The 19,143-nt window shown below is 61.1% G+C and carries 18 protein-coding genes and 1 other RNA gene; 15 read left to right on the top strand and 4 right to left on the bottom strand.

Annotation, left to right across the window (positions count from 1 at the left end; all coding sequences use genetic code 11):
- Window positions 1-12: 12 nt before the first annotated feature.
- Complete coding sequence (locus ACOZJV_RS24810) at window positions 13-432, top strand: ClpXP protease specificity-enhancing factor (protein ID WP_020297560.1); 420 nt, start codon at window positions 13-15, stop codon at window positions 430-432.
- Between the two features lie 62 nt (window positions 433-494).
- On the opposite strand, the gene ACOZJV_RS24805 is transcribed toward ACOZJV_RS24810, so the two are convergent.
- The 4 genes from ACOZJV_RS24805 to ACOZJV_RS24790 all read right to left on the bottom strand — a co-directional run bounded on the left by ACOZJV_RS24805 (window position 495) and on the right by ACOZJV_RS24790 (window position 3,953).
- Window positions 495-1,076 (bottom strand): BON domain-containing protein, encoded by a 582-nt coding sequence (locus tag ACOZJV_RS24805; RefSeq protein ID WP_078472404.1) that lies wholly within the window; start codon window positions 1,074-1,076, stop codon window positions 495-497.
- Window positions 1,073-1,666, bottom strand: a complete 594-nt coding sequence (locus tag ACOZJV_RS24800) for a phosphoheptose isomerase (protein ID WP_020297558.1) — start codon at window positions 1,664-1,666, stop codon at window positions 1,073-1,075. The genes ACOZJV_RS24805 and ACOZJV_RS24800 overlap by 4 nt, the downstream gene beginning before the upstream one ends.
- Before the next feature lie 104 nt (window positions 1,667-1,770).
- Entirely contained in the window at window positions 1,771-2,142 is a 372-nt protein-coding gene (locus ACOZJV_RS24795) for a YraN family protein (protein ID WP_421548720.1), read from the bottom strand.
- On the bottom strand, window positions 2,142-3,953 hold the full coding sequence (locus ACOZJV_RS24790; protein ID WP_421548719.1) for a penicillin-binding protein activator: 1,812 nt from the start codon (window positions 3,951-3,953) through the stop codon (window positions 2,142-2,144). The genes ACOZJV_RS24795 and ACOZJV_RS24790 overlap by 1 nt, the downstream gene beginning before the upstream one ends.
- A 219-nt stretch (window positions 3,954-4,172) precedes the next feature.
- On the opposite strand from ACOZJV_RS24790, the gene rsmI reads away from it, so the two are divergent.
- The 14 genes from rsmI to ACOZJV_RS24720 all read left to right on the top strand — a co-directional run bounded on the left by rsmI (window position 4,173) and on the right by ACOZJV_RS24720 (window position 19,139).
- On the top strand, window positions 4,173-5,045 hold the full coding sequence (rsmI, locus tag ACOZJV_RS24785; RefSeq protein WP_078472402.1) for a 16S rRNA (cytidine(1402)-2'-O)-methyltransferase: 873 nt from the start codon (window positions 4,173-4,175) through the stop codon (window positions 5,043-5,045).
- 72 nt (window positions 5,046-5,117) lie between these two features.
- Window positions 5,118-5,471: RNase P RNA component class A (gene rnpB / locus ACOZJV_RS24780), an RNA gene on the top strand.
- A 308-nt stretch (window positions 5,472-5,779) separates the two neighbouring features.
- Window positions 5,780-6,235 (top strand): division/cell wall cluster transcriptional repressor MraZ, encoded by a 456-nt coding sequence (gene mraZ / locus ACOZJV_RS24775; protein WP_020297554.1) that lies wholly within the window; start codon window positions 5,780-5,782, stop codon window positions 6,233-6,235.
- The gene (rsmH, locus tag ACOZJV_RS24770; RefSeq protein WP_020297553.1) at window positions 6,232-7,179 is read left to right on the top strand and encodes a 16S rRNA (cytosine(1402)-N(4))-methyltransferase RsmH; all 948 of its coding nucleotides are present in this window, start codon (window positions 6,232-6,234) and stop codon (window positions 7,177-7,179) included. Before mraZ ends, rsmH begins: the two co-directional genes overlap by 4 nt.
- Window positions 7,176-7,469: a cell division protein FtsL gene (gene ftsL, locus ACOZJV_RS24765; protein WP_078472401.1), complete on the top strand. Its 294-nt coding sequence runs from the start codon at window positions 7,176-7,178 to the stop codon at window positions 7,467-7,469. Before rsmH ends, ftsL begins: the two co-directional genes overlap by 4 nt.
- On the top strand, window positions 7,469-9,193 hold the full coding sequence (locus tag ACOZJV_RS24760) for a peptidoglycan D,D-transpeptidase FtsI family protein (RefSeq protein WP_020297551.1): 1,725 nt from the start codon (window positions 7,469-7,471) through the stop codon (window positions 9,191-9,193). Before ftsL ends, ACOZJV_RS24760 begins: the two co-directional genes overlap by 1 nt.
- Window positions 9,193-10,656, top strand: coding sequence for a UDP-N-acetylmuramoyl-L-alanyl-D-glutamate--2,6-diaminopimelate ligase (locus ACOZJV_RS24755; RefSeq protein WP_421548718.1), 1,464 nt, complete (start codon window positions 9,193-9,195; stop codon window positions 10,654-10,656). The genes ACOZJV_RS24760 and ACOZJV_RS24755 overlap by 1 nt, the downstream gene beginning before the upstream one ends.
- A complete protein-coding gene (locus tag ACOZJV_RS24750) occupies window positions 10,649-12,016 on the top strand; it encodes a UDP-N-acetylmuramoyl-tripeptide--D-alanyl-D-alanine ligase (protein ID WP_421548717.1) in 1,368 nt (455 codons plus the stop codon). The genes ACOZJV_RS24755 and ACOZJV_RS24750 overlap by 8 nt, the downstream gene beginning before the upstream one ends.
- A complete protein-coding gene (gene mraY / locus ACOZJV_RS24745; protein ID WP_020297548.1) occupies window positions 12,016-13,098 on the top strand; it encodes a phospho-N-acetylmuramoyl-pentapeptide-transferase in 1,083 nt (360 codons plus the stop codon). Before ACOZJV_RS24750 ends, mraY begins: the two co-directional genes overlap by 1 nt.
- A 5-nt stretch (window positions 13,099-13,103) precedes the next feature.
- Complete coding sequence (murD, locus tag ACOZJV_RS24740; RefSeq protein ID WP_201127817.1) at window positions 13,104-14,450, top strand: UDP-N-acetylmuramoyl-L-alanine--D-glutamate ligase; 1,347 nt, start codon at window positions 13,104-13,106, stop codon at window positions 14,448-14,450.
- A complete protein-coding gene (ftsW, locus tag ACOZJV_RS24735; protein WP_078472396.1) occupies window positions 14,447-15,664 on the top strand; it encodes a putative lipid II flippase FtsW in 1,218 nt (405 codons plus the stop codon). Before murD ends, ftsW begins: the two co-directional genes overlap by 4 nt.
- On the top strand, window positions 15,654-16,724 hold the full coding sequence (gene murG / locus ACOZJV_RS24730; protein WP_421548716.1) for an undecaprenyldiphospho-muramoylpentapeptide beta-N-acetylglucosaminyltransferase: 1,071 nt from the start codon (window positions 15,654-15,656) through the stop codon (window positions 16,722-16,724). Before ftsW ends, murG begins: the two co-directional genes overlap by 11 nt.
- A complete protein-coding gene (gene murC / locus ACOZJV_RS24725) occupies window positions 16,717-18,174 on the top strand; it encodes a UDP-N-acetylmuramate--L-alanine ligase (RefSeq protein WP_020297544.1) in 1,458 nt (485 codons plus the stop codon). The genes murG and murC overlap by 8 nt, the downstream gene beginning before the upstream one ends.
- The gene (locus tag ACOZJV_RS24720; RefSeq protein ID WP_201127813.1) at window positions 18,171-19,139 is read left to right on the top strand and encodes a D-alanine--D-alanine ligase; all 969 of its coding nucleotides are present in this window, start codon (window positions 18,171-18,173) and stop codon (window positions 19,137-19,139) included. Before murC ends, ACOZJV_RS24720 begins: the two co-directional genes overlap by 4 nt.
- Window positions 19,140-19,143 lie beyond the last annotated feature (4 nt).

Below are 19,143 nucleotides of genomic sequence, written 5' to 3'. Positions count from 1 at the left end.
TAAGGAGCCGCTATGAACTCCAGTCGACCTTATCTGGTCCGCGCGCTCTACGAGTGGATTGTGGATAACGATTGCACCCCGCACATGCTGGTCAATTCCGATTACCCAGCGGTGCAGGTGCCACAAGGTTTTGCCAGTGATGGACAGATTGTCCTGAACATTTCGCCGAGTGCCGTGCGTCATCTGCACATGGATAACGACGCGGTGAGCTTTGAAGGACGCTTCGGTGGCGTGCCGCACACCCTGTACGTGCCTATAGCAGCCATCCTAGGCATTTACGCTCGGGAGAATGGCCAGGGTATGGTGTTCGACCTGGAGTCGCCTCTGGATGAGGATGGCGACGACGAGATCGAAGCGGACGATGATATGCCGCCACCAGACAGCGAGCCGCCGCGCCCCAGCGGTCGGCCCAGCTTGAAAGTGGTGAAGTAATACAGCGGTAATAAAAAAGGCGATCCAGATGGATCGCCTTTTTTGTGCCTGTCGCTTATGCGTCAGTCGATGTACTCGAACACTTTCACCACTTTCTGAACCCCGGAAACGCCCTGCACGACATCGCTGGCGCGCGAGGCTTCCTGTTGGGTCAGCAGGCCCATCAGGTAGACGATGCCGTTCTCGGTGATGATCTTGATGCGCGAGTCCGGGACATTGCTGTCGGTCATCATCTGCGCCTTGATCTTGGTGGTCAGCAGCGCATCGTTGCTGATGGCCAGCAGGGTGATGGGTTGCATGACCTGCAGCTCGTTATGCACTTTCTTCACGCGCTGTACGCTGCTGGCGGCCTGTTCGGCCAGTGCCTTGAGGTCTTCGCGCGGGGTCTGCCCAACCAGCAGCACCACGCCGTTGAAGCTGGTCACGCCAATGCGCGATGCGCCGTTTTTCAGGTCTGGGGCGGCTTGGGCGACGTTGACTTCAACCTTGGTCTTGATCAGCGAGTCGTCGATCTTGCTGCCGAAGGTGCGGGTGCCACGGTCGTCCTCGATGGGGGTGTCACGGCTCGCGGTGATTACCGAGCTGCACCCGCTGATACCGAGGCACAAGGTCAAAGCCAGTAGGCTAAGGCGATTAACGGTCATTCTTCACTCCCGAACAGTTGGCTGTCGATCAAGTCGCAGAGGCAGTGGATCGCCAGCAGGTGGACTTCCTGGATACGTGCGGTGACATTGGCCGGGACGCGGATTTCAACGTCTTCGGGCAGCAGCAGCGAGGCCATGCCGCCGCCGTCACGTCCGGTCATTGCTACGACAATCATTTCGCGATCATGTGCGGCCTGGATTGCCTGAATTATGTTCGCCGAGTTTCCGCTGGTGGAAATCGCCAGCAATACGTCACCGGGCTGGCCCAAGGCGCGGATCTGTTTGGAGAAGATTTCGTTGTAGCTGTAGTCGTTGGCGATCGAGGTGATCGTCGAGCTGTCGGTCGTCAGTGCTATGGCCGGCAGGCTCGGGCGCTCGCGTTCGAAACGGTTGAGCAGCTCCGAAGAGAAATGCTGTGCATCGCCGGCAGAACCGCCGTTGCCGCAGGAAAGCATTTTGCCTTCGTTGAGCAGGGCATTGACCATCACTTGGCTGGCTTGCTCGATGTGCGGTGCAAGTACGTCCATCGCCTGTTGCTTGGTGTCGATACTGGCCTGAAAAAGCTGGCGAATTCGGGATTGCATGTCCATCTGTGTGACCTTAAGTGGCGCGGCTTTCCGGCACGTGAATGTGCAGCTCGCAAAGCAAAGAGCAAAAGTGTTGGGTGAAAATGGGCTGTGCCCGAGAGCTTGGGTCAGCAGTCAAAGGCATTGCGTAGCCAGTTCAATTCGGGTTCGGCGCCTGGGGCGCTGTCTATGGCGACCACATCAAAACGGCAGGGGTGGTTGGACCAGCGAGGCTCGCTCTGCAGAAAGAACTGCGCGGCGAGTATCAGTTTTTGCCGCTTGCGCGCATCGATACTGCCGAGTGCGCCACCCCATTGCGTGTGTTGTCTGTAGCGGACTTCGACGAATACTACTGTATCGCCGTCAAGCATGACCAGATCAAGCTCGCCGCGTTTGCACAACCAGTTCTGCGCCAGCAGGCGCAGCCCTTGTTGCTGGAGATGCCTGAGCGCATGGCTCTCTGCATCTCGTCCGCTTTGCTGGCGTGATCGTTGGAGCATTAGCGTGGAGTATCGGGCAGGCGGGTAACCTGGCCTTTTACAAATTGTGCCCAGGGAAGCTGGCGTTCGACTCGCTGGTTGGGGCTCATGCTCAGGCTGCCGCTGTAACCTTCGATTCTGCTGTCTGGCAGTGCCTTGAGTTGACCCAGGCGAGGTGCCAGGCGATAGGCGTCTACGCCCAGGGCGAACAGGCGTCCCAGGCTGCCGCCTGCTTGTGGCCATTGTGCGGTCACTTGTTTGCGCAGCGGATCGTTGGCGTCCAGCAGCCACGGAGTTTCACAGAACAGCACGCCGTTCATGTCGTTGTACTGATCCTGATCGCCGCTGGCGCTGAAAACCTGCGAGGTGGCATACACTGGCACATCGCCTGCGTATTGGAAGTTCAGCGTAGGTTTGATCTGTTGGGCCTGCAGTGGGGTGGCATCGAGGAAGATAAACTCGATGTCCTGGCGCCGCGACGGCTGTGCTGCCACCTGAGTGCCTACGGTATTTTGCAGGCTCTTGGCGCGGCCTTCACTTTGGCGCAGGTGAAACAGGTCAGCGATCTGCTGGGCCAGGGCGACAGGTTTGTCGACGCGTTCGACGCCGACCACTGTGCCGCCGTTGGCTTCCCAGTCCTGGCGGAAGGCTTTGAGCATGCGCTCGCCGCGATCGCCTTTCGAAATCATGATGGCGGCACGATGCAGGCCGTCAGCACGGGCGCGGCGCGAAGCTTCGCGTGCTTCATCTTCGGGGGCCAGGCCAAACTGGAACATCTGAGCCGGGGCCTGATCGCCATCGTTGTAGTTCAGGGCCAGGGTGGTGATGGGCAATTGCGGGCGAGCAGCCAGTTGCTTGACTTGCTGTTTGTCCAGCGGGCCGATCACCAGTTGCACGCCTGCCGCCTGGGCTTTGCGGTAGAAGTCATCCAGCGAGGTCTGGCGCGAGCTGTCATAGAACTCGATGCTTGGCGGATTTTGCCCAGCTTGTTGAGCCTGGTAGTGGGCAGCCATGAAGCCTTCGCGCAGCGCCTTGGCAGAGGCGGCCCAGGGGCCATCCAGCGGCAGTAGCAGGGCAATCTTCGACAGCGGTTGGCTGGCCAGTTCCTTGAGCTTGATCAGGGGTTGCGGCAATTGAATTGCGGCGGGGTGTTTCGGGTTCTGCGCGCGCCAGGTATCGATGGCGGCTTGCTGTTGCTCCAGGGTGCCGGCGGATTTTACGGCCAGGGCCAGGCTCATCCACCCGGCGAGGTCGTCGTTGCCGGCGGATTGCAACTGGTCGGTTGGCAGGGCGGCGATCAGTGCCCAGATGGCTTCATGGTTTTTGCTGGCCGCCTCTCCGGTGAGCAGGGGCGCAATCACGACACGCTCGCGGGCGGCGGCGAGTGTCTGGCCGTCAGCTTCGAATGCGCGAGCATGTACGGTGCCGGTGCGTACCTGCTGATCGACTGGCAATTCGCCGAGGCGTTGCAGGCTTGGGTGGCTCAGGGCTGCCAGGGCGGCCTTGGGCTGGTTGCGGGTCATCGCGAGTTCTGCTGCAAGGGTGCTGGCAAAGACCTGCTGTCCCGGTTTGAGTTGTTCGATAGGCACTTGCTGAAGAATCTGTGCCGAACGGCCGGCGTTGCCCTGGCGATAGGCCAGGTCGGCAGCACTCAGGCGCAGAAGGGCGGCCTTGTCGGGTGATTTGCTGTTGGCGGCCTGTTCGAGCAGTTGCTCGATGCTGGCGTCCGGAGTCCGTGGAAGTTCGCCAAGGCTGGACGAGGGCGAGCTGGCGCAAGCCACCAGAAGGGTAGCCAGGCAGAGGGCAGTAAACAGCCGCAAGCAAGCGATCATGTAAGTGTTCCCGATACTCGATCAAATTAGCCTGGAATTGTACCCAAGCGCTGGCCGGGGCGCGATGTTACTGGCGATAAACCGGCTATTTAGGTCGTGCAAATGTTGCAGTGCTCCAGAAACGACGCAAAAGGACTGGGTAATGCCGGGATTGTCAGGCGCATTACACAGGCATCTACGCGCTACAATGGCGCTTTTGCCGAACAAGAGGTGTGCGCTTTGACTGCTCCAGGTCCTTTGAATTCCGCTGCTGGCTCGCTTTATGTGGTGGCGACGCCCATCGGCAACCTGGACGACATCAGTGCCCGGGCGCTGAAGCTGCTGCGCGAGGTTGCTCTGATTGCGGCCGAAGACACCCGGCACTCGCTGCGACTGCTGCAGCACTTCGGTATTTCCACGCCGTTGGCGGCGTGTCATGAACACAATGAGCGTGACGAGGGCAGTCGCTTTATCACCCGTTTGCTGGCGGGCGATAACGTGGCGCTCATTTCCGATGCTGGCACGCCGCTCATCTCCGACCCGGGGTATCACCTGGTACGCCAGGCGCGAGCAGCGGGGATCAACGTGGTGCCAGTTCCGGGAGCCTGTGCTCTGATTGCTGCGCTCTCCGCGGCCGGGCTGCCCTCCGACAGGTTTATCTTCGAGGGTTTTCTGCCGGCCAAGGCCGTGGGGCGTCGCGCCCGGTTGGAGCTGTTAAAGGAAGAGCCAAGAACTCTGATCTTTTATGAAGCGCCCCATCGGATTCTTGAATGCCTGCAGGATATGGAGCTGGTCTTCGGTGCCGAGCGGCCTGCATTGCTGGCGCGGGAACTGACCAAGACCTTCGAAACCCTCAAGGGGTTGCCGCTGGCCGAGCTGCGTGGTTTTGTCGAGGCTGACAGTAATCAGCAGCGCGGGGAGTGCGTTGTGCTGGTGGCGGGTTGGACGGTACCTGAAAGTGCCGAGGCTATCAGTGCAGAGGCCATGCGAGTTCTCGACCTGCTGCTCAAGGAGATGCCACTCAAGCGAGCCGCCGCGCTGGCCGCGGAAATCACCGGCGAGCGCAAGAATGTGCTGTACCAAATTGCCCTTGATAAACAGAAGGGCGAATAAACACCGGTGCAGAGTGGCAAAAGGCTTTTAGCGCTTGTTCTTCGGCTTCTCTGCCGTTAACCTGCGCGGCGGAGAGTCGATTGGACAGTCGCTGCCCTCTATGAAAATTAGGGGGGGGAGGAAAGTCCGGGCTCCATAGGGCGGAGTGCCAGGTAATGCCTGGGGGGCGTGAGCCTACGGAAAGTGCCACAGAAAATAACCGCCTAAGCACTTCGGTGCCGGTAAGGGTGAAAAGGTGCGGTAAGAGCGCACCGCACGTCTGGCAACAGTTCGTGGCTAGGTAAACCCCACTCGGAGCAAGACCAAATAGGGTTCCAAGGCGTGGCCCGCGCTGGAACCGGGTAGGTTGCTAAAGATGTCCAGTGATGGCCATCGTAGAGGAATGACTGTCCTCGACAGAACCCGGCTTACAGATCGACTCTCCACCTTTTCCCTCCCTGCTGGAATCACTGGCAGAAGCGCTTTTGTAATACCGAAAAAATCTTACTCTTAACAAATCACTTTAACTTCTGAGTGCAGCGCATTGAGCTGCTTCAAGTTAATGGGTCAAAACCTCATCCAAATTCTCGTTGCCCCTTCTTTTAGTCTCCTAAATCTCCGTTCTATAAGGCTTTTCCGTCGCTCCGCGCCTTGACGGTGTGGTGGGCGCATTCCTATAGTGTGCGCAAGTGGCGGAAAGTGGCATGAAGTGGGTTTTTTGGGCGTAAAACGCTAAAATTTGGAGAAACGCTGACGTGTTTCGCGGAGCTAACGCTATCAGTCTCGATGCAAAAGGCCGTCTCGCCATGCCGAGCCGGTATCGTGACGAGCTTGAATCGCGAAGTTCCGGGCAGTTAATCGTCACGATCGACGCCGTTGATCCCTGTTTATGTGTTTACCCACTCGACGAGTGGGAGCTGATTGAAACCAAACTGCGCGCACTGCCTTCGCTTCGCGAAGAAAACCGTCGTTTGCAACGTTTGCTGATTGGTAATGCCGTTGACCTTGAACTCGATGGCAGCGGTCGTTTCCTGGTGCCGCCTCGTCTGCGTGAGTATGCCAAGTTGGATAAGCGCGCGATGTTGGTTGGCCAGCTGAACAAGTTCCAATTGTGGGACGAGGATGCCTGGAATGCTGTTTCTGCAGCGGACCTGGCTGCTATTCAACAACCGGGCTCTATGCCTGATGAACTGCGTGATTTGATCCTGTGACTATTGATAGCGGCTTTAACCACATCACCGTACTGCTTGACGAAGCCGTCGAGGCCCTCGCCGTACGTCCTGATGGCTGCTATCTGGACGGCACGTTCGGACGTGGCGGACATAGCCGGCTGATTCTCAGCAAGCTCGGGCCGGATGGTCGGCTCCTCGGGTTCGATAAGGATCCCCAAGCGATTGCCACCGGGCAAGCGCTAGCGGCCGAAGACGGCCGCTTTGTCGTTGTGCAGCGCAGCTTTGCCGAGCTGGGTTCGGAAGTCGCCGAGCGCGGCCTGGCAGGCAAGGTCAGCGGCGTGCTGCTGGATCTTGGCGTGTCTTCGCCGCAGTTGGACGACCCTGAGCGCGGCTTCAGTTTCCTCAATGATGGCCCGTTGGACATGCGCATGGACCCGACTCGTGGCGTCAGCGCTGCGCAGTTCATCGCCACGGCGCCGGTTGAAGAAATCGCCCGCGTATTCAAGGAATACGGCGAAGAACGCTTTTCCGGTCGTATGGCGCGCGCCGTGGTCGAACGTCGTGAAATCCAGCCATTCGAGCGCACTGCCGACCTGGCCGAAGTCTTGAAAGTCGCCAACCCGGCGTGGGAAAAGGGCAAGAACCCGGCCACCCGCGCTTTCCAGGGTTTGCGCATTCACGTCAATAACGAACTGGGCGACCTGGAAGCCGGCCTCGAGGCGGCGCTGGAGTCTCTTGAAGTGGGCGGTCGCCTGGTAGTGATCAGTTTCCACTCGCTGGAAGACCGTATCGTCAAATTGTTCATGCGCCGCCTGGTGAAGGGTGAAACCGATAACCTGCCGCGTAACCTGCCGGTGCGTTTCGAAGCCTTCGTGCCCAAGATCAAGGTCCATGGCAAGGCGCAATTCGCTTCCGAGGCTGAACTCAAAGCCAATCCGCGTGCCCGCAGTGCGGTCATGCGCGTGGCGGAGAAGCTCCGTTGAGCAAGCTCTTCGCTAAACCGCTCCCGGGCGGGAGCTTTTTCATGCTCCTGCTATTTATCGGGGTGCTGGTCTCCGCTATCGCTGTCTCTTACAGCGCGCATTGGAACCGTCAGTTGCTCAACTCGCTGTACGGTGAACTGAGCGTGCGCGACAAGGCCCAGGCTGAATGGGGCCGGTTGATTCTCGAGCAAAGTACCTGGACGGCCCATAGCCGCATTGAAGTGCTGGCCACCGAACAGTTGAAGATGCACATCCCCGGTGCTGCTGAAGTGCGGATGGTGGCGCCATGATGAAACTCGAGGGCGCGCTCTACCCATGGCGTTTCCGAGTGGTCCTGGGGCTGCTGGCGGTGATGGTGTCGGCAATCGCCTGGCGCATTGTCGACCTGCAGGTGGTCGACCGTGATTTCCTTAAGGGCCAGGGCGATGCGCGCAGCGTCCGGCATATTCCGATTCCCGCCCACCGTGGTTTGATCACCGACCGCAACGGTGAGCCTCTGGCTGTCAGTACGCCAGTCACCACCCTCTGGGCCAACGCCAAGGAAATGCAGGCGGCCAAGGACAAGTGGCCGGCATTGGCTGCAGCCCTGGGCCAGGATCCAAAAGCCCTGGCCGAGCGCCTCGAAGCACAGGCCAATAAAGAGTTCATTTACCTGGTGCGTGGCTTGACGCCTGAGCAGGGCCAAGTCGTGCTGGACCTTAAAGTGCCGGGGGTCTACGGCATCGAAGAGTTCCGCCGGTTTTATCCGGCCGGTGAAGTCACTGCGCATATGGTCGGGTTTACCGACATCGACGATCGCGGTCGTGAAGGTGTCGAACTCGCCTATGACGAATGGCTGGCCGGGGTCGCCGGCAAACGACAGGTCATCAAGGATCGGCGTGGCAGGCTGATCAAGGATGTCCAGGTCACCAAAAACGCCAAGGCCGGCAAGCCCTTGGCGTTGTCGATTGATCTGCGCCTGCAATACCTGGCCAACCGCGAACTGCGCAATGCCATCGTCGAGAACGGCGCCAAGGCTGGCAGCCTGGTGATCATGGACGTCAAGACCGGCGAGATCCTGGCCATGGTCAACCAGCCGACGTACAACCCGAACAACCGTCGCAACCTGCAGCCGGCGATGATGCGCAACCGCGCCATGATCGACGTATTCGAGCCCGGCTCGACCATGAAGGCGATCTCCATGAGTGCGGCCCTGGAGACCGGTCGCTGGAAGCCCAGCGATACCGTCGAGGTGTACCCCGGTACGTTGCAGTTGGGCAAATACACCATTCGCGACGTTTCCAAGACTGAAGGCCCGGTGCTCGATCTGACCGGGATTCTGATCAATTCCAGTAACGTGGGCATGAGTAAGGTCGCCTTCGATATCGGCGGCGAAACCATTTTCCGCCTGGCGCAGAAGATCGGTCTCGGCCAGGACACCGGCCTCGGCTTCCCGGGTGAGCGTGTCGGCAACCTGCCGAACTACCGCGAGTGGCGCAAGGCCGAGACGGCCACGCTGTCTTACGGCTACGGCTTGTCGGTGACCGCGATCCAACTGGTTCACGCGTTCTCGGCGCTGGCCAACAACGGTCGAATCGCACCGCTGACCCTGATCAAAACTGACAAGGCACCGGACACCACCCAGGTGATTCCGGAAAATGTCGCCAAAACCATGCAAGGCATGTTGCAGCAAGTGATCGAGGCCCCGCGCGGCGTGTTCCGTGCCCAGGTCCCGGCTTATCACGTCGCGGGCAAGAGTGGTACGGCACGTAAGACATCGGTTGGCACCAAGGGCTATGCCGAAAACTCCTACCGCTCGCTGTTTGCCGGCTTTGGTCCGATGAGCGACCCGCGCTACGCGATCGTGGTGGTGATTGATGAACCGAGCAAGGCCGGCTACTTCGGTGGCCTGGTCTCGGCGCCGGTGTTCAGCAAAGTGATGTCCGGCACCCTGCGCCTGATGAACATCACCCCGGACAACTTGCCCCCTACACAGCAAGCCGATGCAGCACCTGCCAAAGGAGGGCGCGGCTGATGTCTCTTAGCCTGAACAAGATTTTTGCCCACGCCGGTCGCGACCTGTTGATCCGTGAGTTGTCGCTGGACAGCCGCAACGTACGTGCCGGGGACCTGTTCCTCGCCGTGCCGGGCGGGAAATTCGACGGGCGCGAGCACATTGCCGACGCGTTAAAGCGTGGTGCAGCTGCCGTGGCCTATGAAGTGGAAGGCGCCACCGTGTTGCCGATCACCGATGTGCCGCTGATTCCGGTCAAGGGCCTGGCGGCGCAGTTGTCGGATATTGCCGGGCGCTTTTACGGCGATCCGAGCCGCCACCTGAACCTGATTGGGGTCACCGGGACCAACGGCAAGACCAGCGTTACCCAGTTGGTGGCTCAGGCTCTGGACCTGCTGGGTCAGCACTGCGGGATTGTCGGTACCCTGGGCAGCGGCTTTTATGGTGCGCTGCAAAGCGGCATGCACACCACGCCCAACCCTATTGCCGTGCAGGCGACGTTGGCCGACCTGAAAAAGGCCGGTGCCAAGGCGGTAGCCATGGAGGTTTCTTCCCATGGCCTGGACCAGGGGCGGGTTACCGCGCTGGCGTTTGACGTGGCGGTGTTGACCAACCTGTCCCGCGATCATCTGGATTATCACGGCACCATGCAGGCGTATGGCGAGGCCAAGGCCAAGCTCTTCGGCTGGTCCGACCTGCGTTGCCGGGTGATCAACCTCGACGATGAGTTCGGTCGGCAACTGGCGATTGAAAAACACGACTCGCGATTGATCACCTACAGCCTTGAAGACAGCTCGGCGTACCTGTACTGCCGAGACGCGCAGTTCGACGACGACGGCGTACGCGCAACCCTGGTCACCCCGCAAGGCGAGCACCATTTGCGCAGCACCCTGCTTGGGCGCTTCAACTTGAGCAACGTACTGGCTGCGGTCGGTGCCTTGCTCGGCCTGGATTATGCGTTGGACGAAATCCTGCGCGTGCTGCCCAAGCTTGAAGGTCCGATCGGACGTATGCAGCGCCTGGGTGGCGGCACCCAACCGCTGGTCGTGGTCGATTACGCCCATACCCCGGATGCCCTGGAAAAAGTCCTGCTGGCCCTGCGCCCGCACGCCAAGGGACGTCTGCTGTGCCTGTTCGGTTGCGGCGGCGATCGCGATCGCGGCAAGCGTCCGCTGATGGCGCAAGTGGTCGAGCGCCTGGCCGATGGTGTACTGGTGACCGACGACAATCCGCGTACCGAAGACCCGGCGCTGATCTTCGACGATATCCGGGCCGGCTTCAGTGCGGTGGATAAGGTCGATTTCGTCGCGGGACGTGGACAGGCCATTGCCAAGTTGATCGCCAGTGCTTCGGCGGACGACGTGGTGGTCCTGGCCGGCAAGGGCCATGAGGACTATCAGGAAATCAAGGGCGAGCGCCATGACTTCTCCGATCTGGTCGAGGCTGACAGGGCGTTGACTGCATGGGAGGTGGCCCATGCTTAAGGCTCTGAAACTCAGTGAGTTGAGCTCCGCACTCAATGCGCGCCTGGTTGCTGCGGATTGCAGTTTTGATGGCGTCAGTATCGACAGCCGGGCGATCAAGCCGGGGCAGCTCTTTATTGCCTTGACCGGTCCGCGGTTCGACGGCCATGACTACCTGAACGATGTTGCGAGCAAAGGTGCAGTCGGCGCCCTGGTCGAACGCGAAGTGCCTGAAAGCACCTTGCCGCAGTTGCTGGTCAGCGATACCCGCCTCGCACTGGGGCAGTTGGGGGCACTCAACCGTGCGGCCTTCGATAAACCGGTGGTGGCCATTACCGGCTCCAGCGGCAAGACCACGGTCAAGGAAATGCTGGCCAGTATCCTGCGTACCCGCGGGCCCGTGCTGGCGACCCGTGGCAACTTGAATAACGACCTCGGCGCTCCGCTGACCCTGCTGGAACTGGCCCCGGAACACACGGTGGCAGTGATCGAGCTGGGTGCCTCGCGGATTGGCGAGATTGCCTACACCGTGGCCATGACCCAGCCTCAGGTGGCCGTAATCAACAACGCCGGGACGGCCCACGTTGGTGAATTCGGCGGCCCGGAAAAAATCGTTGAAGCCAAGGGCGAGATTCTGCAAGGGCTCGATGTTTCCGGCATCGCCGTGCTCAACCTCGACGACAAGGCATTCCCGATCTGGAAGGCCCGCGCCGGTAGTCACCAGGTGCTGAGCTTTGCCCTGAACAATAGCGCCGCCGACCTGCACGCCAGTGATGTAGCCCTGGATGCCCGCGGTTGCCCGGCCTTTACCCTGCACAGTCCCAAGGGGCAGGAGCGGGTGCAATTGAATCTGTTGGGCACACACAACGTGGCCAATGCCCTGGCCGCCGCCGCCGCCGCGCATGCCCTGGATATTTCCCTGTTTGGCATCGCCACCGGCTTGAATGCGGTGCAGCCGGTCAAGGGCCGTACCGTCGCGCAATTGGCGAAAAACGGTATGCGGGTCATTGATGACACTTACAACGCAAACCCCACCTCGATGTGCGCCGCCGTTGATATACTCGCCGGCTTTTCCGGCCGCACCGTCCTGGTGCTCGGAGACATCGGCGAGTTGGGCGAGTGGGCGGAGCAGGGGCACCGCGATGTAGGGGCATACGCTGCCGGCAAAGTGTCGGCCCTCTACGCGGTCGGGCCGCTGATGGCGCATGCCGTCTCCGCCTTCGGTGAGCACGCTCGCCACTTCGCCAGCCAGGCCGATCTGATTGCGGCACTGAACGTCGAGCAAGACCCAAATACCACCATTTTGATCAAGGGATCGCGCAGCGCGGTGATGGAAAACATCGTCGCGGCTTTGTGCGGTTCAAGTACGGAGAAACATTAATGCTGCTGCTGCTGGCTGAGTATCTGCAACAGTTCCACAAAGGCTTCGCGGTCTTTCAGTACCTGACCCTGCGCGGGATCCTGGGTGTGCTGACCGCGCTGTCGTTGTCGCTGTTCCTGGGGCCATGGATGATCCGGACCCTGCAAAGCCTGCAGATCGGCCAGTCGGTGCGCAATGACGGCCCGCAGTCGCATTTGTCCAAGTCCGGCACCCCGACCATGGGTGGCGCGCTGATCCTGTCGGCCATCGGTATCAGCACCCTGCTGTGGGCCGACCTGCATAACCGCTATGTATGGGTGGTGCTGATCGTGACCCTGCTGTTCGGCGCGGTGGGCTGGGTCGACGACTACCGCAAGGTGATCGAGAAGAATTCCAAGGGGCTGCCAAGCCGCTGGAAGTATTTCTGGCAATCGGTGTTCGGCCTGGGCGCGGCGATTTTCCTGTATGTCACGGCGCCGAGTGCGGTGGAAACCACGCTGATCCTGCCGATGCTCAAAGACATCAGCATCCCGCTGGGCGCCGGTTTTGTGGTCCTGACCTATTTCGTGATCGTCGGTTCGAGCAACGCGGTCAACCTGACCGATGGCCTCGATGGCCTGGCAATCATGCCGACCGTCATGGTCGGCGGCGCGTTGGGCATTTTCTGCTACCTGTCGGGTAACGTGAAATTCGCCGAATACCTGCTGATTCCCTACGTGCCGGGCGCCGGTGAGTTGATTGTGTTCTGCGGTGCGTTGATCGGTGCGGGCCTGGGCTTCCTCTGGTTCAACACCTACCCCGCACAAGTCTTCATGGGCGACGTCGGCGCACTGGCGCTGGGCGCGGCCCTGGGCACCATCGCCGTGATCGTCCGCCAGGAAATCGTCCTGTTCATCATGGGCGGCGTGTTCGTGATGGAAACCCTGTCGGTGGTGATCCAGGTTGCTTCTTTCAAACTGACCGGTCGCCGCGTATTCCGCATGGCGCCGATTCACCACCACTTTGAACTCAAGGGCTGGCCCGAGCCGCGTGTGATCGTCCGTTTCTGGATCATCACCGTGATTCTCGTGTTGATCGGCCTTGCCACCCTGAAGCTGAGGTAGAACGAGTGTCTCTGATCGCTTCTGACCACTTCCGCATCGTTGTCGGCCTCGGCAAGAGCGGCATGTCCCTGGTTCGCTTCCTGGCGAGCCGGGGCGTGGCGTTTGCCGTGGCCGATACGCGGGAAAATCCACCGGAGCTGGCCACGCTGCGCCGTGACTACCCGCAGGTGGAAGTGCGTTGTGGCGAGCTGGATGTGGAGTTCCTGTGCCGCGCCGATGAGCTCTACGTGAGCCCCGGCCTGGCCTTGGCGACCCCGGCGCTGCAAGCGGCGGCTGCCCGCGGTGTGAAGCTGTCCGGTGATATCGAGCTGTTCGCGCGTAACGCGAAGGCGCCGATCGTCGCCATCAGCGGTTCCAATGCCAAGAGCACCGTGACCACCCTGGTCGGCGAAATGGCTGCTGCTGCGGGCAAACGCGTAGCCGTGGGCGGCAACCTCGGCACTCCGGCGCTGGACCTGCTCAGCGACGACGTCGAGCTGTACGTCATGGAACTCTCCAGCTTCCAGCTGGAAACCACCGACCAGCTCAACGCCGAAGTGGCCACCGTGCTCAACATCAGCGAAGACCACATGGACCGCTACAGCGGCCTGCCGGCCTATCACCTGGCCAAGCACCGGATCTTCCGTGGCGCGCGGCAAGTGGTGTTCAACCGCCAGGATGCGCTGACCCGGCCATTGATCGGCGAAGGTTTGCCATGCTGGACCTTCGGTCTGGGCGTGCCCGATTTCAAGGCGTTCGGCCTGCGTGAAGAGCAGGGCGAGAAGTACCTAGCCTTCGGCTTGCAGAACCTGATGCCGGTGAGCGAGCTGAAAATCCGTGGCGCACACAACCAGTCCAACGCCCTGGCAGCCCTGGCCCTCGGGCACGCGGTTGGCCTGCCCTTCGATGCCATGCTCGCCAGCCTGCGGACCTTTGCCGGTCTTGAGCACCGCTGCCAGTGGGTACGAGACCTGGACGGCGTGGCCTACTACAACGATTCCAAAGCCACCAACGTCGGTGCCGCCCTGGCGGCCATCGAAGGCCTGGGCTCGGACATCAGCGGCAAGCTGGTGCTGATTGCCGGTGGCGATGGCAAGGGGGCCGACTTCAAGGACCTGCGCAATCCGGTCGCCGCCAACTGCCGGGCCGTGGTGTTGATGGGCCGTGACAGTGAATTGATTGCCGCAGCGATAGGCGACGCGGTGCCGTTGGTTCGGGTGCAGTCGTTGCTCGAGGCGGTCGAGCGCAGCCGCGCATTGGCCGAGCCTGGAGATGCGGTGCTGCTGTCGCCGGCGTGCGCCAGTTTCGACATGTTCAAGAACTACGAAGAGCGTGGGCAGCTGTTTGCCCAGGCTGTGGAGGGCTTGGCATGAACCTCGGGAACATCATCAAGCCTTATCCGTCGCCGATCATTACCGGGCGCGGTATCGACCTCGACTTCCCGATGCTCGCCGGCTGCCTGGCCTTGCTCGGCCTGGGCCTGGTGATGATCACCTCGGCCTCGTCTGAAGTAGCCGCAGTGCAATCGGGCAACCCGCTGTATCACATGATTCGCCACCTGATTTACCTGGTGATCGGTCTGGGCGCGTGCATCGTGACCATGATGATTCCGATCGCCACCTGGCAGCGCCTGGGCTGGCTGATGCTGATTGGTGCCTTTGGTTTGCTGGTGATGGTGCTGTTGCCGGGTATTGGCCGTGAGGTCAACGGCTCGATGCGCTGGATCGGCTTCAGCTTCTTCAACGTGCAGCCTTCGGAAATCGCCAAGGTATTTGTGGTGATCTACCTCGCCGGTTATCTGGTGCGGCGGCAGAAGGAAGTGCGCGAAAGCTGGATGGGCTTCTTCAAGCCGTTCATCGTCCTCCTGCCCATGGCCGGCCTGTTGCTGATGGAGCCCGACTTCGGTGCCACCGTGGTCATGATGGGGGCGGCCGCGGCCATGCTCTTTCTCGGCGGCGTGGGCCTGTTCCGTTTCACCTTGATGGTGGTGCTGGCAGTGGCGGCGGTGACCATTCTGGTCCAGGCCCAACCCTACCGGATGGCCCGTCTGATTACCTTCACCGACCCCTGGGCCGACCAGTTTGGTTCCGGTTACCAGTTGACCCAGGCGCTGATCGCCTTCGGTCGTGGTGAGTGGCTGGGTGTCGGGCTGGGCAACAGTGTGCAGAAGCAGTTCTACCTGCCTGAAGCCCACACCGACTTTGTGTTCTCGGTACTCGCCGAAGAGCTGGGCGTGGTCGGTTCGCTGGCTACCGTCGGGCTGTTTGTATTCGTTTGCGTGCGCGCCATGTACATCGGTTTGTGGGCGGAGAAGGCCAAGCAATTTTTCGCCGCTTATGTGGCGTATGGCCTGGCTTTCCTGTGGATTGGTCAGTTCCTGATCAATATCGGGGTAAACGTCGGCCTGCTGCCGACCAAGGGCCTGACGCTGCCGTTCCTCAGTTATGGCGGCAGTTCGTTGGTGATCTGCTGCGCCTGCCTGGGCTTGCTGCTGCGCATCGAGTGGGAGAGTCGAACCCACCTGGGCAGCGAGGAGATGGAGTTCAGCGAGAGCGACTTCGCCGAGGAGCCAAGCCATGGGCGCTAATGTGCTGATCATGGCCGGCGGCACCGGCGGCCACGTGTTCCCGGCCCTGGCCTGTGCCCGCGAGTTCGAAGCCCGTGGCTACACCGTGCATTGGCTCGGGACCCCGCGTGGCATCGAAAACGAACTGGTACCCGGCGCCGGTTTGCCGTTGCACTTGATCAACGTCACCGGTCTGCGAGGCAAGGGCAAGTTGTCCCTGCTCAAGGCCCCGTTCGTGCTGATCAAGGCTGTGTTCCAGGCCCGCAAAATCATTGCTCAACTGAAGCCGGTCTGTGTATTGGGTTTTGGTGGTTATGTGACTGGCCCTGGCGGCGTCGCGGCAAAACTGTCCGGCGTGCCGGTAATTGTTCACGAACAGAACGCCGTCGCCGGTACCGCCAATCGGCTGCTGGTGCCGTTGGCTGCCCGAGTCTGCGAAGCTTTCCCGAACACCTTTGCTGCCTCCGACAGCCGGCGCACCACCGGCAATCCGGTACGCCGCGAGCTGTTCCTCGATACCCCGCGCCAGGACCTGGCCGGACGCAAGGCGCGGTTGCTGATTCTGGGCGGAAGCCTGGGGGCGGAGCCGTTGAATAAATTGCTGCCAGAAGCCCTGGCGCTGGTCGCGGCCGAGCTGCGTCCGGAGGTGTTTCATCAGGCCGGCAAAAACCATGATGAAGTGACTGCAGAGCGCTATCGCGTCGCTGGCGTCGAGGCGCAAGTGCAGCCCTTTATCAAAGACATGGCCCAAGCCTATGGCTGGGCCGACCTGGTGGTCTGTCGCGCAGGTGCGCTGACCGTCAGTGAACTGGCTGCCGCCGGTCTGCCCTCGATGCTGGTGCCCTTGCCCCACGCGATCGACGATCACCAGACTCGCAATGCCGATTATTTGGCTCGTGAAGGCGCTGCTTTCCTGATGCCGCAAAGAACGACTGGTGCTGCGGATCTAGCCGCACGCCTGACAGAGGTCTTGATGCAACCGGAACGACTGAACAACATGGCCGACGCCGCGCGTCGCCTGGCCAAACCCGATGCTACCCGCAATGTGGTCGATATCTGCCTGGAGGTGGCCCATGGTTGAGAACCAGAAAGCCATGCATCAGCCGGAAATGCGCCGCATCCGTCGTATTCACTTCGTCGGTATCGGCGGCGTGGGCATGTGCGGGATCGCCGAAGTGCTGCTGAACCTGGGCTATCAAGTCTCCGGCTCCGACCTCAAGGCGTCGCCGGTCACTGAGCGCCTGGAGTCTTTCGGTGCGCAGATCTTTATCGGCCACCGTGCCGAGAACGCCGCCAGTGCCGATGTGCTGGTAGTGTCCAGTGCCGTGAACACCTCCAACCCGGAAGTCGCCACCGCCCTGGAACGTCGGATCCCGGTGGTGCCACGGGCCGAAATGCTCGCCGAGCTGATGCGTTATCGCCACGGCATCGCCGTGGCCGGTACTCATGGCAAGACCACCACCACCAGCCTGATCGCATCGGTGTTTGCCGCTGGCGGCCTGGACCCAACGTTCGTCATCGGTGGCCGGCTGAATGCAGCAGGCACCAATGCACAACTGGGGACCAGCCGTTACCTGATCGCCGAGGCCGATGAAAGCGACGCCAGCTTCCTGCACCTGCAACCGCTGGTGGCCGTGGTCACCAACATCGATGCCGATCACATGGCAACGTACGACGGCGACTTCAACAAGCTGAAGAAAACCTTCGTCGAGTTCCTGCACAACCTGCCGTTCTACGGTTTGGCCGTGGTCTGCCTGGATGATCCGGTGGTTCGCGAGATCCTGCCGTTGGTCAAGCGTCCGACCGTTACCTACGGCTTCAGCGAAGACGCCGACGTGCGGGCGATCAATGTTCGCCAGCAAGGCATGCAGACCTTCTTCACCGTGCTGCGTCCCGACCGGGCGCCACTGGATGTGTCGGTGAACATGCCCGGCAACCACAACGTGCTCAATTCCCTGGCGACCATCTGCATCGCCAGCGACGAAGGCGTCAGCGATGAAGCCATTGTCCAGGGCCTTTCGGGCTTCCAGGGCGTGGGTCGTCGCTTCCAGGTCTATGGTGAGCTGCCGGTAGAAGGCGGCAACGTGATGCTGGTGGACGACTACGGTCACCACCCGACTGAAGTGGCCGCCGTGATCAAGGCCGTGCGTGGTGGCTGGCCTGAGCGTCGTCTGGTGATGGTTTACCAGCCGCACCGCTACAGCCGGACCCGTGATCTGTACGACGACTTTGTGCAGGTCCTGGCGGACGCCAACGTACTGCTGCTGATGGAAGTCTATCCGGCCGGCGAAGAGCCGATCCCGGGGGCCGACAGCCGTCAGCTGTGCCACAGCATTCGTCAGCGTGGGCAATTGGACCCGATCTACATCGAGCGTGGCGTCGACCTGGCGCCGCTGGTCAAGCCGTTGCTGCGTGCCGGCGACATTCTGTTGTGCCAGGGCGCCGGTGATATCGGCGGCCTCGCGCCGAAACTATTGAGCAGCCCGCTGTTTGCCGGTGCTGTGGCTGCTGTACAGGGGAAGTCGAAATGACCGCCGCCTACGCCAACCTGTTCTCGACCATCGAGCCGCAAGCCTTCGGCCGCGTCGCCGTGCTGTTCGGTGGCAAGAGCGCCGAGCGCGAAGTCTCGCTGAAGTCCGGCAATGCCGTGCTCCAGGCCCTGCAAAGCGCCGGTGTCGATGCGTTCGGCATCGACGTCGGTGATGACTTCCTGCAGCGCCTGCTGAACGAAAAGATCGATCGCGCCTTTATCATTCTTCACGGCCGTGGTGGTGAAGACGGCAGCATGCAGGGCCTGCTGGAGTGCCTGGGCATTCCTTACACCGGCAGCGGCATCCTCGCGTCGGCTCTGGCCATGGACAAACTGCGCACCAAGCAGGTGTGGCACAGCCTGGGTATTCCGACTCCGCGCCACAGCGTGCTGAGCAGCGAAGCCGACTGTATTTCTGCGGTGGCGGAACTGGGCCTGCCTTTGATCGTCAAACCGGCTCATGAAGGTTCCAGTATCGGTATGGCCAAGGTGACTTCCGCGTCAGAGTTGATCGACGCATGGAAAGCGGCCAGTACCTACGATTCGCAAGTCTTGGTTGAGCAATGGATTCAAGGTCCGGAGTTCACCATCGCGACGCTGCGTGACCAGGTGTTGCCTCCCATCGCCCTGGGCACGCCCCACACTTTTTACGACTACGACGCCAAGTACGTGGCTTCCGATACCCAGTACCGGATCCCATGCGGTCTCGATAGCGCCAAGGAACAAGAGCTCATGGACCTCACGGCGAAAGCCTGCGAGGCGCTGGGTATCGCCGGTTGGGGGCGTGCCGATGTGATGCAGGACGCCGACGGGCAGTTCTGGTTCCTGGAGGTCAACACGGCTCCTGGCATGACCGATCACAGCCTGGTGCCGATGGCGGCTCGGGCGGCCGGCCTGGATTTCCAGCAATTGGTATTGGCGATCCTGGCGGCGAGCGTTGCCAGTCACGAAGAGGCGCGAGGTTAAGTCC

The organism is Pseudomonas sp. QD4 (genome assembly GCF_049199125.1).
Taxonomy (GTDB): Bacteria; Pseudomonadota; Gammaproteobacteria; order Pseudomonadales; family Pseudomonadaceae; genus Aquipseudomonas.
This window is presented reverse-complemented; position numbering and strand designations above follow the sequence as displayed.

What these genes read in the sequence shown, in the direction of transcription:
- ACOZJV_RS24810 (WP_020297560.1), top strand. Translation starts at nt 13, where the DNA reads ATGAACTCCAGTCGACCTTATCTGGTCCGCGCGCTCTACGAGTGGATT.
- ACOZJV_RS24805 (WP_078472404.1), bottom strand. Translation starts at nt 1,076, where the DNA reads ATGACCGTTAATCGCCTTAGCCTACTGGCTTTGACCTTGTGCCTCGGT.
- ACOZJV_RS24800 (WP_020297558.1), bottom strand. Translation starts at nt 1,666, where the DNA reads ATGGACATGCAATCCCGAATTCGCCAGCTTTTTCAGGCCAGTATCGAC.
- ACOZJV_RS24795 (WP_421548720.1), bottom strand. Translation starts at nt 2,142, where the DNA reads ATGCTCCAACGATCACGCCAGCAAAGCGGACGAGATGCAGAGAGCCAT.
- ACOZJV_RS24790 (WP_421548719.1), bottom strand. Translation starts at nt 3,953, where the DNA reads ATGATCGCTTGCTTGCGGCTGTTTACTGCCCTCTGCCTGGCTACCCTT.
- ACOZJV_RS24760 (WP_020297551.1), top strand. Translation starts at nt 7,469, where the DNA reads ATGAAACTCGAGGGCGCGCTCTACCCATGGCGTTTCCGAGTGGTCCTG.
- ACOZJV_RS24755 (WP_421548718.1), top strand. Translation starts at nt 9,193, where the DNA reads ATGTCTCTTAGCCTGAACAAGATTTTTGCCCACGCCGGTCGCGACCTG.
- ACOZJV_RS24750 (WP_421548717.1), top strand. Translation starts at nt 10,649, where the DNA reads ATGCTTAAGGCTCTGAAACTCAGTGAGTTGAGCTCCGCACTCAATGCG.
- mraY (WP_020297548.1), top strand. Translation starts at nt 12,016, where the DNA reads ATGCTGCTGCTGCTGGCTGAGTATCTGCAACAGTTCCACAAAGGCTTC.
- ftsW (WP_078472396.1), top strand. Translation starts at nt 14,447, where the DNA reads ATGAACCTCGGGAACATCATCAAGCCTTATCCGTCGCCGATCATTACC.
- murG (WP_421548716.1), top strand. Translation starts at nt 15,654, where the DNA reads ATGGGCGCTAATGTGCTGATCATGGCCGGCGGCACCGGCGGCCACGTG.
- murC (WP_020297544.1), top strand. Translation starts at nt 16,717, where the DNA reads ATGGTTGAGAACCAGAAAGCCATGCATCAGCCGGAAATGCGCCGCATC.
- ACOZJV_RS24720 (WP_201127813.1), top strand. Translation starts at nt 18,171, where the DNA reads ATGACCGCCGCCTACGCCAACCTGTTCTCGACCATCGAGCCGCAAGCC.